The sequence below is a fragment of the Peredibacter starrii genome (assembly GCF_034259205.1).
Taxonomy (GTDB): domain Bacteria; phylum Bdellovibrionota; class Bacteriovoracia; order Bacteriovoracales; family Bacteriovoracaceae; genus Peredibacter; species Peredibacter starrii.
On record NZ_CP139487.1, the window covers coordinates 457,025 to 472,488 of the forward strand.

Annotated in this window: 19 protein-coding genes and 1 other RNA gene; 14 read left to right on the forward strand and 6 right to left on the reverse strand. The window is 42.8% G+C overall.

The features are described from left to right. Nucleotide 1: 1 nt before the first annotated feature. The gene (locus SOO65_RS02370; protein WP_321396345.1) at nucleotides 2-532 is read right to left on the reverse strand and encodes a hypothetical protein; all 531 of its coding nucleotides are present in this window, start codon (nucleotides 530-532) and stop codon (nucleotides 2-4) included. 68 nt (nucleotides 533-600) lie between these two features. Further along, a non-coding RNA gene (gene ssrS / locus SOO65_RS02375) (6S RNA) lies at nucleotides 601-791 on the reverse strand. Between the two features lie 224 nt (nucleotides 792-1,015). Here ssrS and SOO65_RS02380 point away from each other — a divergent pair. From SOO65_RS02380 to SOO65_RS02445, 14 genes are all read left to right on the forward strand, one after another. Further along, nucleotides 1,016-1,225: a Flp family type IVb pilin gene (locus SOO65_RS02380; protein WP_321396348.1), complete on the forward strand. Its 210-nt coding sequence runs from the start codon at nucleotides 1,016-1,018 to the stop codon at nucleotides 1,223-1,225. Nucleotides 1,226-1,283: 58 nt separating this feature from the next. Next, entirely contained in the window at nucleotides 1,284-1,508 is a 225-nt protein-coding gene (locus tag SOO65_RS02385) for a hypothetical protein (protein ID WP_321396351.1), read from the forward strand. Then, entirely contained in the window at nucleotides 1,505-1,999 is a 495-nt protein-coding gene (locus tag SOO65_RS02390; protein WP_321396354.1) for a prepilin peptidase, read from the forward strand. The genes SOO65_RS02385 and SOO65_RS02390 overlap by 4 nt, the downstream gene beginning before the upstream one ends. Continuing rightward, the gene (locus SOO65_RS02395) at nucleotides 1,990-2,307 is read left to right on the forward strand and encodes a hypothetical protein (protein WP_321396357.1); all 318 of its coding nucleotides are present in this window, start codon (nucleotides 1,990-1,992) and stop codon (nucleotides 2,305-2,307) included. The genes SOO65_RS02390 and SOO65_RS02395 overlap by 10 nt, the downstream gene beginning before the upstream one ends. Then, entirely contained in the window at nucleotides 2,304-2,828 is a 525-nt protein-coding gene (locus SOO65_RS02400; RefSeq protein ID WP_321396360.1) for a hypothetical protein, read from the forward strand. Before SOO65_RS02395 ends, SOO65_RS02400 begins: the two co-directional genes overlap by 4 nt. Next, the gene (locus tag SOO65_RS02405) at nucleotides 2,829-3,332 is read left to right on the forward strand and encodes a hypothetical protein (protein ID WP_321396364.1); all 504 of its coding nucleotides are present in this window, start codon (nucleotides 2,829-2,831) and stop codon (nucleotides 3,330-3,332) included. An 84-nt stretch (nucleotides 3,333-3,416) separates the two neighbouring features. Continuing rightward, complete coding sequence (gene cpaB / locus SOO65_RS02410) at nucleotides 3,417-4,247, forward strand: Flp pilus assembly protein CpaB (protein ID WP_321396367.1); 831 nt, start codon at nucleotides 3,417-3,419, stop codon at nucleotides 4,245-4,247. A gap of 37 nt (nucleotides 4,248-4,284) precedes the next feature. Next, a complete protein-coding gene (locus tag SOO65_RS02415) occupies nucleotides 4,285-5,796 on the forward strand; it encodes a type II and III secretion system protein family protein (RefSeq protein WP_321396370.1) in 1,512 nt (503 codons plus the stop codon). 2 nt (nucleotides 5,797-5,798) lie between these two features. Continuing rightward, nucleotides 5,799-7,919 carry an ATPase, T2SS/T4P/T4SS family gene (locus tag SOO65_RS02420; protein ID WP_321396374.1) on the forward strand — a complete coding sequence of 707 codons (2,121 nt, stop codon included), beginning with the start codon at nucleotides 5,799-5,801 and terminating at the stop codon, nucleotides 7,917-7,919. Beyond that, complete coding sequence (locus SOO65_RS02425; RefSeq protein WP_321396377.1) at nucleotides 7,916-8,887, forward strand: type II secretion system F family protein; 972 nt, start codon at nucleotides 7,916-7,918, stop codon at nucleotides 8,885-8,887. The genes SOO65_RS02420 and SOO65_RS02425 overlap by 4 nt, the downstream gene beginning before the upstream one ends. A 55-nt stretch (nucleotides 8,888-8,942) precedes the next feature. Continuing rightward, a complete protein-coding gene (locus SOO65_RS02430) occupies nucleotides 8,943-10,571 on the forward strand; it encodes a DUF6531 domain-containing protein (protein ID WP_321396381.1) in 1,629 nt (542 codons plus the stop codon). Between the two features lie 10 nt (nucleotides 10,572-10,581). Then, the gene (locus SOO65_RS02435; protein ID WP_321396384.1) at nucleotides 10,582-10,824 is read left to right on the forward strand and encodes a hypothetical protein; all 243 of its coding nucleotides are present in this window, start codon (nucleotides 10,582-10,584) and stop codon (nucleotides 10,822-10,824) included. Between the two features lie 230 nt (nucleotides 10,825-11,054). Beyond that, complete coding sequence (locus SOO65_RS02440) at nucleotides 11,055-11,255, forward strand: hypothetical protein (RefSeq protein ID WP_321396387.1); 201 nt, start codon at nucleotides 11,055-11,057, stop codon at nucleotides 11,253-11,255. Nucleotides 11,256-11,400: 145 nt separating this feature from the next. Continuing rightward, on the forward strand, nucleotides 11,401-11,562 hold the full coding sequence (locus SOO65_RS02445) for a hypothetical protein (RefSeq protein ID WP_321396390.1): 162 nt from the start codon (nucleotides 11,401-11,403) through the stop codon (nucleotides 11,560-11,562). Nucleotides 11,563-11,595: 33 nt separating this feature from the next. Here the strand turns inward: SOO65_RS02445 and SOO65_RS02450 are convergent, their stop codons facing one another. From SOO65_RS02450 to lon, 4 genes are all read right to left on the reverse strand, one after another. Then, nucleotides 11,596-11,928: a hypothetical protein gene (locus SOO65_RS02450; protein ID WP_321396393.1), complete on the reverse strand. Its 333-nt coding sequence runs from the start codon at nucleotides 11,926-11,928 to the stop codon at nucleotides 11,596-11,598. Between the two features lie 9 nt (nucleotides 11,929-11,937). Beyond that, entirely contained in the window at nucleotides 11,938-12,372 is a 435-nt protein-coding gene (locus tag SOO65_RS02455) for a hypothetical protein (RefSeq protein WP_321396396.1), read from the reverse strand. 18 nt (nucleotides 12,373-12,390) lie between these two features. Then, nucleotides 12,391-12,771 (reverse strand): response regulator, encoded by a 381-nt coding sequence (locus SOO65_RS02460; protein WP_321396399.1) that lies wholly within the window; start codon nucleotides 12,769-12,771, stop codon nucleotides 12,391-12,393. 67 nt (nucleotides 12,772-12,838) lie between these two features. Further along, nucleotides 12,839-15,274, reverse strand: a complete 2,436-nt coding sequence (lon, locus tag SOO65_RS02465; protein WP_321396404.1) for an endopeptidase La — start codon at nucleotides 15,272-15,274, stop codon at nucleotides 12,839-12,841. Nucleotides 15,275-15,464: the final 190 nt, after the last annotated feature.

Sequence of the window (15,464 nt, forward strand, 5' to 3'; positions counted from 1 at the left end):
ATTAACGAGACGATTGTTTTACGAACTCAGTGAGGTAGTACTTCACCAGAGCTTCCACTTCAACCGGTTCACCTTGGAATCTCCAAGAGATGGTGTTGAATGGACCAACATGAGCTTTGATCTCATGAATGGCGTGAATCGATTGATTTTCATTCGCAAGACGAGCAGAAAATAATCCACCGTTATTTGCCAGGAAACCAATGCTCACAACATCCGGAGCACGACGAGCAACAATCAGCTTCAGAGAGTTTCTGAAGAGAATGAAGTCATTCACAGTGTTTGAAATGCGGAAGATTTTGATTGAGCGAGATGTGTCTCGGTTACTGCGATACTGATTAAACAGGGCCACGTAAAACTCAAAACGATCTTTCAGCTTATTCACGAAATTCAGTGAAGATTCTTCAAGAAGTTGTTGGGTATTCAGGTGATCATTGAAACGGATGATTCCGGACTCCTCCATATTCACTTCTTCAAGTGCTAGAGATTCGATCCATGAGACATTTTGGTAATCATTGACGTTAATAGTATCCATTCTTTAATTGTTTGGTTTTAGGCCAGTCTCGTCAAGGATAAATGAATGAAAGTACGAGAGGAAAGTAAGAAAGGTCTGGGGGAAGGCTTAATACGGTTTCGCGCCCCTAGAAAACTAGGTGGGCGCAATTAGTAATCACTTTAGGCTTCTCACATTCTGGCACAATACTGAGCCAGGCAAGCATGCACACCATGATCAGGGACCGCTCCCGAAAATAAAATCGTAGGGGCGAAACTTTATGGCTTCGTCCCAGACCCACATCCATCATATCTCATTTTTGGTGGTATCAGGAGAGGCAAAGTTAGCAAAATTTATTCTAAAAGAGCTAAAAAAGGCTAATAAAATCGTTGACTTGTAAAAGTAAACGGAAAAAAGCCAGTTTTACGACAATGGGTGTTATAATTAGTTTGTGAATTACCAAAAGGTACTAAAGTTTTTAAGGACTAAGGTCGATAAGACTTAAGTATCCTTTAAGGGGGATTTATGAAAGACAAGCTTATCGCTTATCTTAAAGACGAAACGGGGCAGACATCTACAGAGTACATTCTACTCGTAGCTGTAGTTGCAACGATCGTTATTAAGTTTAAAGGCGCGATTGTTAAGAAGCTCTTTGGTGAGGGCGGAGACGGTAACGGGGGTATCCTCGGTACAGTTCTAAATGAAAGCAACTTCTCAGATTTCGCTAACCCGTAGGCTTCTAGTCAGTTTCTAGAAGCTTTACGGTTATCCGGCCCTTCGCTATCATAATCTGATGGTAGCGCTCAAAAGCTGTGGTCAAGCCACAGTCGAATACATTTTCATTCTTGCTTTCGCAGTCATGTTGGGATTCCAATTTGTAAACCGATTTACTGAGTTTTTCCGCGATTCATTGGGAAGCGTTGGTCACGTGCTATCGACTCATCTCACAACCGGAATGTGTAAGCAGGACTGTTGGTATGAAGGCTATAAGAACTCCTTCGTAGGTGAGGGTCCATGACCCCCATTATTTTTGGCCTTATCCTCATTCAACTCCTGGCAGTTGCCTGGATTGATTTAAAGACCCATAAAATTTCTAATCGTTGGGCCATGCTGAATGTATTGCTTTCAGTAGTACTGCATTTATTTTTTCGCTCTCATTATCCATTAGACTGGGAAGTTCTGCTTTTTCCGGTTGGTTTCATTGTGATTGGTTTCTTCTTATTTTTGGTCAACATCATGGGAGCAGGGGATTCTAAATACCTCGCTTCACTTTTTCTGATTGTGCCAGTTGAACTTCACTTAGGATTCTTTGAACGCCTCATTCTAAGCACCATGCTTGTGGGTGCTTTCTTATTAAGTGCCAAGGTCATCAAAAACTTTGCGCAACTCAGGGCCTACTTCATTGGACACTATTGGAGCGGGATAAAAGGAATAATTAAGTCTCGTTTTAGTTATGCACCGGTTATTCTGATTGCATGGATTATTCTGGGAGTTAATCAATGGAGATAAAAAATCAACGTGGTCAAACCATGGTTGAATATATTCTCCTCTTGGCAGTGGTGGTTTCACTGGTTCTGACTTTTTATAATAGTGAGGCCTACAGAAGACTATTTGGAAGTCAGGGAAAATTTGGAACTAAGATTAAACAGGACAGTGAGTTTGCTTACCGTCATGCTTATCTTTCTAAAAACCAAGATGGCTCAATTGATCCGGATGTTTCGATTGGCGAGAAGGACATAACGGCGCATCCTTCCTATTATGACATTAAAAATAGCGGGACTAGATTTTTTGGTCCAAAAGATCCTTACGGTCAATGAAAGCAAATAATCAAACCGGACAATCTACCATTGAGTTCATCTTCACCTTCGTATTTGGGGTGAGCATGATTCTAATGATTTTTAATTCTTCGATGAATTATATTTCTGGTTATCTTGCCCATTATGCGACCTTCATGGCGAGTCGAGTTTATCTGACTGCTGATTCTCATCTCGTGACTCCTGAAGGTTCTTTGAATGGAGCGGAGGAGAGGGCCCGTCAAACCTTCAACAATTACGCGCTTGGAATTTTTAAAATTCCGGAGGGCAGTTTTAAGATTAATCCTGCCGGTCAAACGACTCCTCAAACTTACTTAACAGTGGGTGCATACACGGCCTTTAGTTTAAGTATTGATGTCATGGGTAAAATCGCAGGTCAAAGTAAGCTCGACTATGTTTCAGAGTCTTTTCTAGGAAAAGAACCAACACGCGCTGAATGTTTTATTCGAACCTGTAAGGCCATTACGGGAAGAGATAATTGTACAATTAATGACGATATAACTGTTTTCGATGATGGTTGCTAAATGAAAGATCAAGACCAGGAATCAGGCCAGGCCCTGATTGAGCTCATTATCTTTTTGCCACTTCTTTTCACCCTCTATACGGTGATCAGTGGTTTTGCGAACGCTATTAACGGTTCTATCAATCAACAGAAAGTCACCCGCGCGTATTTTTATTATAGAGTACAGAATAACTCGACTATTCCTAAACCGGATCCATCACCGGCCCCTTATGAAAGCTGGAGTCGATTTGGGATGTTCTTCATTGGTTGGAAATTAGAGTTCCAAAATGGCGAGCAACCGGTAATGCCTTGTTACCGGATCAGTATTCCCCTGGCCTCGGCCCCCACCGATAAGTGTGAAGACCAATACACCGATACAAATACTCTCTTCATCCGGGTGGGAACTGTATACGGAATGTGTGGCGCCACCTTCGTCAACCTCAATCGATCTACCTATTTCGCACCAGATGCAACTGGCATGTCTTTTAGAGAAGTAGTTGATCCTGGCAGTTGCTTAATCCAGTAGGTAAAAAACGTCATTTTCCTCTACGCTTGGGAAAATCTGATATCATTAAGTCATCGAAACTCCATTCAAAGTTTAGGATGAACAATGAATAGCCGGGCATTTACTACCAGTCTAATTTTAGCAGCAGTCGCTGTGTTGATGATCTATTCATATATCTCAAGCCGTGAAACAGAACTTCAAAGTGAATACGGACAACAAACACCGGTTGTTGTGGCGAAAGAAGACATCAAAGAACTTGAAATCATCGATGATAGAAAAGTTCAATTGATCAACGTTCCTTCAAAGTTTCAGATGCCTGGTAACTTCAAGCGAGTGGAAGATCTTTATAACACGATTGCGGCCGTTCCTATTAAGAAAGGTGAACAAATCACTGCTCCCAGAGTGACTTATCCAGGTGCTCAATCAGGTCTATCAAGACAAATTTCAATTGGTAAACGTGCGCTTTCAATTCGTGTGACAGAGGACTCTGCTGTCAGCCGTCTACTAAAACCAGGCGATCGTGTTGATGTACTTGCTCTGGTTGACTATGCCTCAGGTAAGAAAGAAAGACTGAAAGTTAAAACGGTTCTTCAAGACGTTCTGGTTTTATCAACAGGTCTGTTTGTTACGAACTCAGTTCCACTGGTTAACTTGAAGAGTGATAATGACACTCGTCAGATGAAACTTAACAGCTACACAAACTACAATACTGTGACGCTGGAACTAACTCCTTTTGAAGTACAAAAAATGGTGTTTCTTGTTTCTGCCGGAAACGGAATCAGCCTTTCTCTTAGAAATAACGACGATAAGTCCATCGAGCGTATCAGTGCCACTCGTCTCTATGACGTATTAGGGGAAGATGCGGCCGAAGCGAAAACTTATTTCGCTGAACAGATGGCCAAAGAAACGAAAAGGACCGGACCGGGTGGCCGTTAGATTTCTCTCTCTCTTATTACTCCTGACATTATCAAGTATGGCCTTAGGCCAGGATTCTTCAACTGCGCCTGCGACCACAACCACGGGTGGGGCATCGACCTCTGGACCGGTTGCTGAGAAAGAACTCGAAGTAGCGATGGGGATTGATGCCATCGAGAAATTGGATTTCGACTACAGCACCAAGATGACCATTGGTAACGACCAGCTTCTGAAACTGGTTCTGGTTCCGCAAAAGAAAGAAGTAATTTTTAAAGGTCTTAAACCGGGAAGAACTACGGTCCTTATCCGGGATAACTTAGGAGACATTCGTCTTCGTTATACCGTAGTGGTGACTGCCACCGGTAAATCCAATACTGTTTCTGAACTTCGCGAACTGATTGGTGACGTTGAAGGTCTAGAGATCGGTATTAAAGGTGGAAAGGTCTTCGTTGGCGGTGAAATTGTGGTACCGGATGATATCGGGAGAGTTTCACAAGTTCTTGCCAACTATCAGGATGTTCTGACTTTGATTGAACTTTCTCCGCAAACTCAGCGAGTGATCGCTCGTAAGATGAGTGATGAACTGGCAAAAAACAACTTAAAAGACGTTTCAGTTCGAGTGGTGAATAAGGTCTATTGGCTTGAAGGTGTCGTGAGTAGTGGTGATAAGAAGAAGCTCGCGGTAACAATCGCAAAAGCTTATCTTCCGCCAAAAATTATAAACCTTTCGGCCAACAGTAATCGCTATGCGACTCCGCAATCCGAAGACATCATCGATTTCATTGCGGTAAACGAAAAGAAAGACCCACAACCAGCACCGAAGATGGTGAAGATCACTTCACAATTTGTTGAATTGTCGAAAAGTTACAATAAAATTTTCGCCTTTAAATGGGCCCCCTTAATGGGTGAAGATGGTTCACAGATTTCTTTCGGTCAGACTGAATCTGGTAACGTGACTTCAACTTCATCGGGAACATTGAGTGCCACGATTTCCAATCTCTTCCCGAAACTGAACTCTGCGAAGAGTGCCGGTTATGCTCGCGTGATTCAATCCGGTATGGTGATTGTACGTGACGGTTTCGAGCAAGGTGGAGATATCAACAAGCAAACAACCATTCCATTCGCTGTTGGTACCGGAGACTTTACTAAGGCAACGGAGGCCAAGGTCGGTCTTTCAATGAACGTGAAACCAAAAGTTCTTGAGCAGGAAAAAATTGAGCTTGGGATTAACATGAGTGTAAACACTCAGGTGAGTGGTGGTAGTGCGCCTATCGTAACTTCTAACAGTGTGAACACCAACTTGATCTTAAAATCAAAAGAATCTGCCGCCATCGGTGGTGTGGTTCAAAGTCAATCAGTCACTGATTATGACAACACCGGAAACGATCCGGCCCCTCAACAGTCATCCACAGGTGGAGCAGGAGCAGGTTCTCCATTGTTCCGTCTATATAGAGCAAAAAGTTATACGACTAACAAAAGTCAGTACGTGATTTTTGTGACTCCTGAAATTATTGAATCGGCCTCAGCAGGTTCAGAAGAAATCAGGAAGAAATTTAGAAGAAGAGAGTAGAGATGCCAGGACATATTATTACAGTCATCGGTGGTAAGGGAGGCGTGGGGAAATCTCAGGTCGCGGCCAACCTCGCCCTTGCCTATGCGGGAGAAATTCGCGCAAAAACCTTGCTTTTGGATTTTGACCAGAAAGCATGTGGTGATCAGAATATTATTACTGGTCTGAAATCAAAAAAAAACGTGAAGGAACTGGCGGACTTCTCAGGTGCCATTGATCCACGTTCAATTCAGCTTTTCACGGCCGATCATAAGGCAGGAATTTCTTTTATCGGTATGCCGACTGAGCCTATTGCTGCTAACCAGATCAATGAAGAGGGTCTCGGGAAAGCACTTAAGGCAATGGTAAATATCTATCCATTAATTGTGATCGATGCCGGAAGTGAGATCAGTCCTCTTGCACTAAAAGCAATGGAATTTTCTACCCTCATTTTCATCGTGGCCTCACCGGATCTTCTGGCAGTGAACCAGTGTAAGCGTATGTACACTGATCTCATCACGATGCTTTTTCCAAAAGACATGATTCAAATTCTCGTTAACCAAGCAGTTAACGGTCACCCGGTAAGTCCGGACGTGATTGGGAAGCAGATTGGTAAACCTGTTTTTCATGCCATCCCTCGTGACGATGCCAGTTGTATTGCTGCCCTTTCTCGCTCGACACCTGTGGTAGTGGGCGCCAAAAACTCGCCATTTGGAACAGGTGTTGTAGATTGTGCACGAAAACTTATTCAGAAAAACGTTCTAAAGACCTTAGAGAAGCTGACGAAACCACAGGACGCTGGAGCAAAAGCGGCCAACGGTAATTCTACCAATGGTGAAGGTGGGGCCTCAGATGAGAAGAAACGTGATCATTGGACGGATTTAAAAAGCCGTATTCACAAATCTCTTGTGGAAGAGATGGATCTTAAGAAACAAGACGATAGTGATCCAAAGGCAAAGATTATTCTTCGTGAGCAAACGAAGAAGATGGTCGTAGAACTTCTCGGGAAAGAGGACACAAAAAATATTCTTCCCACTCGTGATGATATGAACCGCATCGTGAAAGAAATTCTCGATGAGGCCCTGGGGCTTGGACCTCTGGAAGATATGCTTGCGGACAAATCCATCTCCGAGATCATGGTGGTGGGCCCGAAGAAAATTTATTATGAACAAAAAGGGAAAGTGAAGAAATCCGAAATCACTTTCACCAATGACCGTCAGGTAATGAACGTTATTGAACGTATCGTGGCCCCGATTGGTCGCCGTATTGATGAAAAAACTCCTTACGTAGATGCTCGTCTAGCAGATGGTTCCCGTGTACACGCGATCATTCCACCCTGTGCGATTGATGGTTGTTGTATCACCATTCGTAAGTTCCCGGACAAACGCCTCACGTATAAAGATCTTGTGAACTTTGGTGCCATGACTGAAGAGATGGCGGATTTCTTGCGTATCTCGGTTGAAGCTCACCGAAACATCGTTGTTTCCGGTGGTACCGGTTCCGGTAAAACAACACTCATTAACATGCTCGGCGGATTCATTCAGTCGAACGAACGTATTATTACCTGCGAGGACTCGGCGGAATTGAACTTCCCACAAGACCACGTGGTACGTCTTGAAACACGTCCTCCTTCGCTTGAAGGTGATGGTGAAATTGATATTCGTTGTCTTGTAAAGCAGACCCTTCGTATGCGTCCTGACCGAATTGTGGTGGGTGAGTGTCGAGGCGGTGAAACTCTCGATATGTTACAAGCAATGAACACTGGTCACGATGGTTCGATGACGACAGTTCACTCAAATACTCCGCGTGATGCGATTTCTCGTCTGGAAACTCTGGTTCAGTACGCTGGTGCCGGTCTTCCTCAAAAGGCGATTAAAGAAATGATCGCTTCTGCTGTTCACATGATTATTCAGCAATCTCGTCTTGATGATGGTTCACGTAAGTGTCTTTACATCACTGAGATCGGCGGTATCCAAGGTGAAGTGGTGACTCTTCAGGACATCTTTGTCTTTAAACAAGAAGGGATGAATAAAGAAGGGAAGATCGTAGGGAAATTCATGGCCACCGGATTCATTCCGAAGTTCATCGAGACCCTGGAGAAAAAAGGCTACAAAGTTCCGAGAGGATTATTCATTAACAAATGAGAAAGCATTTTGTTTCACTCATTCTTCTTTTGGCCAGCATCCAGGTCTATGCTCAGGATGTGGCACCGAAACGCCAGGTTGATTTCTGGTTGGATGTGCTCGGTCTAAAAGGTGTGTTGTTTGGAATTGGTCTGGCGGTATTTGCTTACGCTTATGTAAATAGTGTGAAGCTCTTTGCTTGGATTGATGATCAGACCTACGGGACCCGAGATTACATTCTAAAGAAATTCGAAATCATGTTTATCGAAGTCGACCCGAATAAGATCACTATTGGTCTTCTTATCATGTCATTCGGTATGGGAATTTTAGTTTTCTGTATTCTGGCCTTCATTGGAAAACTTCTACTCGGAACAATTGCAGGCATCGCAGTTCTTATTGCTGGTTGGAAATCACCTCGTCCCATTGTTGATTATTTTGAGGCCCGTCGTAAGAAGAAATATCAGATGCAGATGGTGGATGCGCTTAACCTTCTGGCCAACGGTCTCAGAGCTGGTTTGACCATGCCTCAGGCGATCGGGATGGTGGTGGATGAGCTTCCGGCACCTGTGAGCCAGGAATTCAATCTGGTTCTTCAACAAGCAAAGATCGGTGTTCCTCTGGATGAGGCCCTCGAGAACCTAAAGAAAAGAGTTTATACAGAAGACAACGAGATGTTCGTCACAAGTGTCAACATTTTGCGCGAAACCGGGGGTAATCTTGCCGAAGTTTTCGACACTATTGTGCTTGTGATTCGTGAACGTGTTCGTCTTCAACTGAAAATCGATACATATGTGGCCTCCGGTAAGATCCAGGCCTACATCATCGGGGCCATGCCGTTTGCCATGATCTTGATGTTTGGTAGTGGTGATCCGGACTACTTTCCTCTTCTGTTTGGTACCGTTTTAGGAGTGATCGCTTTGATCGTGATTTGCGGGATGGTAGCTCTGGGAATGTGGATTATTATGAAGATTATTAATATTAAAGTTTAGTGGTAAATATACCGATACTTATAACGGATGTAACTGTCTGGAAAAAGGTGGAAATATGATGTTTATGAAACGACTCGCTCTGGCCCTCGTTGCGCTCATGATTGCAACGTTTGCTCATGCCGGAGTGAATTTAAAGAATGGAAACTTTTACATTTCATACACGGACATTGTGGTTCCGGGCGGTGGTAAAAAATTGGAAATCACCCGTACCTACAACTCTAAATCAACAGAAGTCGGCTGGTTCGGTTTCGGTTGGGGTAGTGAATATGAAACTCGTCTTGAAGTTTCGGCCGATGGTTCAATCATTGTGCATGAACACGGATCAGGTGCGAAAACACGCTTTACTCCAAAGACAGAAGTTGATGCTGTAGCGGCCTCTACAAAAATCGTAAATGAGATGAAAAAGAAAACGGCCCTAACTGAAAAGGCGGCGGCCGATCTGGTTCAAAAACTTGCAACAAACGCTGAACTTCGTCACACATACGCAATGAACTTTGGTGTTCAGGCAGCTGTGGCCCCAGGAACAGTTCTTTATTCAAATGACCGTGGTCCTCAAGAGCTTTCTGTAACGAAAGAAGGTTACCGTCGTTCTCACAGTGATGGTAAGCAAGACTTCTTCAATAACGAAGGTCAACTAGTGAAGATGGCGGACAAGTCTGGCTACTTCATTTCTTTCGCTTATAAGAACGGTAATCTTGATTCAATTAAAGATTCACAAGCTAAGCAAATTTTCTTCTCTTGGTACCCGGATGGAATGGTAAAAGAAATCTGGTCTGCTGGTGACAAGAAAACTCTTTATAAGTATCAGGACTCAGATCTTGTTTACTCAAAAGACATTGGTGAAAACGTTTATGAGTTTGGTTATGACAAGTCTCACAACCTTTCTTCAATCAGCTATGCTGATAAAACAAAACTTTCTATCGGTTATGACCAGAAGACTTTCTTCGTAACAAGCGTAACTGATCGTAACGGTGAAAATACAAAGTACCAGTATGGTTCTGATCCTAAGAGACCAGATGATCACTACTGGACTGTAGTAACTAAGCCAGGCTTCGATGGTAAGCCAGTTGCTAACCGTTATGAATATGAAATTAAGGCGAAGACAGATGGCTCTCGTTATACATACCGTATTCTGACTGAGATCAACGGTATCAAGACTGACACTATCTATGGTGACAACTCACTTCCAATCAAAATTGCTCGTGGTAATCACGTAACAAATTTTGAATACAATGCTCAAGGTCTTCTTACAAAGAAATCTTCTACAAAAGGTGACTTTGTTAACATCGAATACGATGACAAGATCAACAAGATCAAAAAAGTTGTGAACAACGAAGGTACGACTGATTTCGAATACGATCCAAAAGGGAACCTTGTTAAAGCTGCCAATAACCAAGGTAAGACTGTGTTCCTTATTTACGATACGAAAGGCAAGATCTCTAAGATGGTTGATCAAGAGTCTGCAAGCTCACGTCGCGTACTTGCTTTCAAGTACAATGCTCTTGGTAAGCCGGTAGAAATCGAAATGGAAAAAGTCGGTAAAATCAATGTTGCTTACGATAACTATGGTGAGATCAAGAAAGTTGAATCGAGTGCCGGTCACAAGATGGCCCTTCAGGTAACTCAGGCTTTCCAAAACTTACTAACTATCGTTAAGCCTGCTGGCGTAAATCTAAACATGTAAGGAGATCTTTATGAAAATACTTTTCGCATTAATGATTGCCGTTTCTGCCTCTGCTTTCGCTAACAATGAGAAGGCCATGGTTGGTGAGAATGCCAGCCCTGAATATAAAAACTGTCTTGGCGAAGACAAGTGTCCATCTCAGATGTGTCAGAACTCTTGTGCCATGATCAACCGTGCCCAGTTTAAAGAAGACAGAAGCACGGCAAGCTCTCAGCCTAAAAGGGGCGGTAAGAGCAAAGCTTCAGCCCAATAATCTCGTTTAAAATCGATTTTGATAGGAAGGCCCCTCTTGAAGGGGCCTTTTTATTTCTGTTCAAATAGACCAGCAAATCGAACAATCTGACTATTTCTTAGACACTTTTTCGGCCCTGTCTGAACTTTTAACACCCTTTGAACACATTTCAGTGACTTGGCCCTATTAGGTGTTGGCACGCTGATTGCTTCACTAGTTGGTACATAGATTCATTTCCTAGGGGGAAGTATATGAAACATCTATTAGCATTCGCACTGGTATTTACATTCTTAACTAGCCTCAGCTTCGCTAATGAAGAACAAAGCGAACTAGGTGAAACAGCAACAGACTGCCCGATGATGGCAGAACGTAACGAGAGAAGTAATCCGAAAGCAAATACCGGCTCTCAAGAAGTTAAGGTTCAAACTAAATCTTCAGCTACAGCTCAGTAATCTTTTTATTTCCAGGGTGTCTACTTGTTAGACACCCTGAAAATCTTTACACAATCACCCTTCCAGAAATCACACATTTATCACTCTTAAAACTGGCACGAGACTTGGATATTAAATTACAAATATCAAAACTCGAGGGGGTTTTATGAAAGCACTTATTTTTATCGTTTGTATGTGTATCGTTTCAGTATCAATGGCAGCAGAAACAGAAACAGAATGTCCGGCGATGAATGAGAGCCGTGAGAAAATCGTTAAAACAGAAAAACCGAAGACCACTCAAAGCCGAAGCAAAGCATCAGCTCAGTAAAATAAGAAAGGCCCCGATTAATTGGGGCCTTTTTTAATGGTTCTTGATGAGAGCATCGAGCTCTTTCTTTTCTTGTTCAGTAATTCTCTCGGCCGGCTCTTCAATGAGGATCTTCTTCTGGGCCGCTAATTTTGACTTCACAGAATCCTTAACTTTTGGAACTGAATTATCAAAAAGCTTCTTAGAATAAGTTTCGGTTTTGTTCACTGAGCGAGAGAAAAAATCTTCCGTAGTGTTCTGAGCATATTGAGTTGCCGGTGAGATGACCCCGTAGATGTGGGCGAAAATCGGTTTATCTTTAATTTCAATCGATAGGAAAAGTAGGAATCCAAAAAGAAGACCTGTGATCTTCAGAGCAGTTTTCATTTAATACCTTTAGTTCAGTGCCGTGAGATTATATTCAATCAGAACGTTAAAAATTTGTTCTTCTAGTTCCAGGTCATACTTCTGAGTCAGAGCGCGAAGGGATGTATTGATCTCTTTAGCAATCATACTTAGCTTAGGCGACGATAGGTTTAGTTTGAAGTTACTTAGTTCGTCATCCAGAGTGATCTGGCGACCAATCAGGATGTTCATTGATTCCACAAACAAAGGAAGAATGTAGTTTCTTTCTGCTTGAGTCAGCTCATGTCCATCCAGGCAAAGGTAACATGTGATGCCACCACGGATTTCTCCGCTGATGTCAAACTGCACTCTTAAATTGTCTTTTGAGTAAATAGGGTTCAGATCCAGTTTATGGATCAGCCTTACGTTATGAAGGATCTTAATTTCTGAAATTCTTGCGAGCTCAATCGGTTTAGAAACGTCCATGTTTTCCGCCAATGTTTTTTAATCTTGCGTAATAATTTTTTCCAGTGAGTCTATGAGTTGCTGCTTTTGAATAGGTTTTGCAATGAAGTCACTTGCCCCGGCACCGATCGCCTCAAGCACAATGTGCTCTTGAGATAGCGAAGAAACCACAATCACTGAAATGTCTTCATAACTCTTAGTGATTCTTTCAGTGAGTTCAATGCCACTTACTTCCGGCATCACGATATCAGTAATAACGATGTTTGGCTTCTTGCTCTTGATGACTTGCAGTGCCGCTTCGGCGCCATTGGCCTCACCCACAATTTCAATTCCTTCCTCGATAAGCATTCTTCTAATAATGCTGCGGGAGAAATCTGAATCATCAACGATAACTACTTTAATATCTGCTTTGTCACTCATGCAGATTAGGATATCAAATTTAAGGAAGTTGAAAAGAAAAAGGGCCCTCAGAAGAGGGCCCTTATTTTTATGCGGCGACTTGGTCGTTTTTAGTACGGGGTTTGGTGGTCTTCTCGTCCTTACGTTTCGTCTGGTCAAGGTCTAGTTGACGATTCCAGTCTACTAAGGCGATCTCGAGCACTTCTTGAATGTTCTTCACCGGAATAAAGTTAAGCTTCTTGCGGTATGCGGCCGGGATCTCCAGTACATCTTTTTGGTTTTTCCAAGGGATGATTACTGTTTCAATTCCCGCTCTCATGGCCGCAAGAGCTTTCTCTTTAATACCACCTACTGGAAGTACCTTACCAGTAAGAGTGATTTCACCAGTCATCGCAATATCCTTACTGATGTAAGTGTTCGTGATAAGCGATGTGATTACTGTTGCTAATGTAATACCTGCTGAAGGACCGTCTTTAGGGATGGCACCTGCTGGCAAGTGGATATGAATTTCGTTCTCTTCAAAGAACTTATCTTCAATTCCCAGTTCAGCTGCGTGGCTACGGATGAAACCCATTGCTGCGTGCGCTGATTCTTTCATGACGTCACCAAGTTGACCTGTCAGCGTGATACCGCGACCTTTCATCTTAGTTGCTTCGATGTGAAGAATTTCACCACCACCGGCCGTCCAGGCAAGACCTGTAGCAACACCCACTTCATCGTACTCGTTTGAGTCTTCGTGAGAGTAGATTGCCGGTCCAAGTAGTTCTTCAACCGTAGCAGAAAGAATGTGCGTTTTGTCGCCATGGCCAGAAGCGATCTTCTTTGCCACTTTTCTACAAAGAGCACCTACTTGTCTCTCTAGGTTACGAAGGCCCGCTTCACGAGTGTAACCTGAGATGACAAATTCAACACCTTCATCATGGAACTCAATGTGTTCGTCAGTGATTCCATGCTCATCCATTTGTTTTGGAATGAGGTATTTTTTAGAAATTTGTACTTTTTCTTCCTGACTGTAACCAGCAAGGTTAATCACTTCCATACGGTCACGAAGTGGACCTGGGATTTGATCAAGCATGTTGGCAGTTGCAATGAACATGATCTTAGAAAGGTCATAGTTCATGTTCAGGTAGTTATCTCTGAACGTAAAGTTCTGCTCTGGATCCAATACTTCAAGTAGTGCTGAAGATGGATCACCTTTGAAATCAGAACCAAGCTTATCGATCTCATCGAGAAGGATAATAGGGTTTGTTGTTTTACATTGCTTCATGGCCTGGATGAAACGACCTGGCATTGCACCTACGTATGTACGACGGTGACCACGGATTTCTGATTCATCTTTTACACCACCAAGAGCGATTCTTACGAACTCACGTCCTGTTGCTTTGGCAATTGATTTACCAAGAGAAGTTTTACCAACACCTGGAGGACCAGAGAAACAAAGGATAGGTCCTTTGGCCTTGGCTCCTTTAAGTGAACGAACTGCAAGGTATTCAAGAATACGTTCTTTAACTTTTTCCAGATCAAAGTGATCTTCATCGAGTACGTCTTTTGCGTATTGAAGATCTGTCACTTCTTTTGATTCTTCAGACCATGGAATATCGCATACCCATTCAAGGTAAGAGCGAAGAATACTTGCCTCAGAAGAATCCGGGTGCATTCTTTCTAAGCGACCAAGTTGCTTAAGCGCTTCTTTCTCAGCATCTGCTGGAAGTGCTTTTGCCGTAAGTTTTTCGCGGATCTCCGCAAACTCATCGTTCTTATCGCCGTTCTCATCATTAAGTTCTTGTTTCATGGCCTTGATCTGCTCGCGTAGGAAGAACTCTTTTTGGTTCTTGGCAAGATCATCTTTATTATTGGCCTTAAGCTTCGCTTGTTGAACCAGAACATCCAGTTCGTTTACCAGAACTTGATTGATGTGGCCCAAACGCTCAACCGGATCAAGGATCTCTAAAACTTTTTGAGCTTCAGATACTTTTAGATTTAGGTTAGAAGCGACCAGATCAGCAAGGCGGCCTGGATCCTGGATATCTTCAAGCACCATCAGAATGTCTGGTGAAAGAACTTTTCCAAGAGAAATAACTTTTTCCAGATTTTCTTTTACTGTACGAGCAAGAGCTTCAATCGTCGCCGGTGCAGCAGTTACTTGTTGAGTTTCTACTTTCTCAACTTTCACTTGATAGAAAGGTTCTGTGCCAACGAACTCTTTGATACGAGCTTTTGCCAGACCCTGAATTAAGATTTTAATTCTACCATCGGGTAGTTTGCGCATACGCATGATCATCGCCACTGTTCCCATCTCATAAATCTCAGATGGTGAAGGTGTCTCGGCAGTGATGTCTTTCTGAGAAGAAAGTAGGATCAGCCTGTCTGTGTTATTCAGAGATTCTTCTACTGCTTTAATAGAAGTCTCACGACCCACAAACAAAGGCAGGATCATAAAAGGGTATACCACAAGATCGCGAACCGGCAGGAGAGGGAGCGTTTCCTTGAATTCAATTGCTTCGCCCTCATAATTCGTTACCATACATTGTCTCCTCTAGCGTATGTCTCTTCCGTGAACATTTACAAAAGCCAAATCGGGATAATTAAAGGGGCGCTTTAAAGAAATTTGCGCTAAAATGAAGAAATATTTATAAAGAAAATTCAAATGTTACGGCTTAAATTACTAAGGTTCTCATAGCTAATTCGTTTAAATTTTCATGATATTCATTACT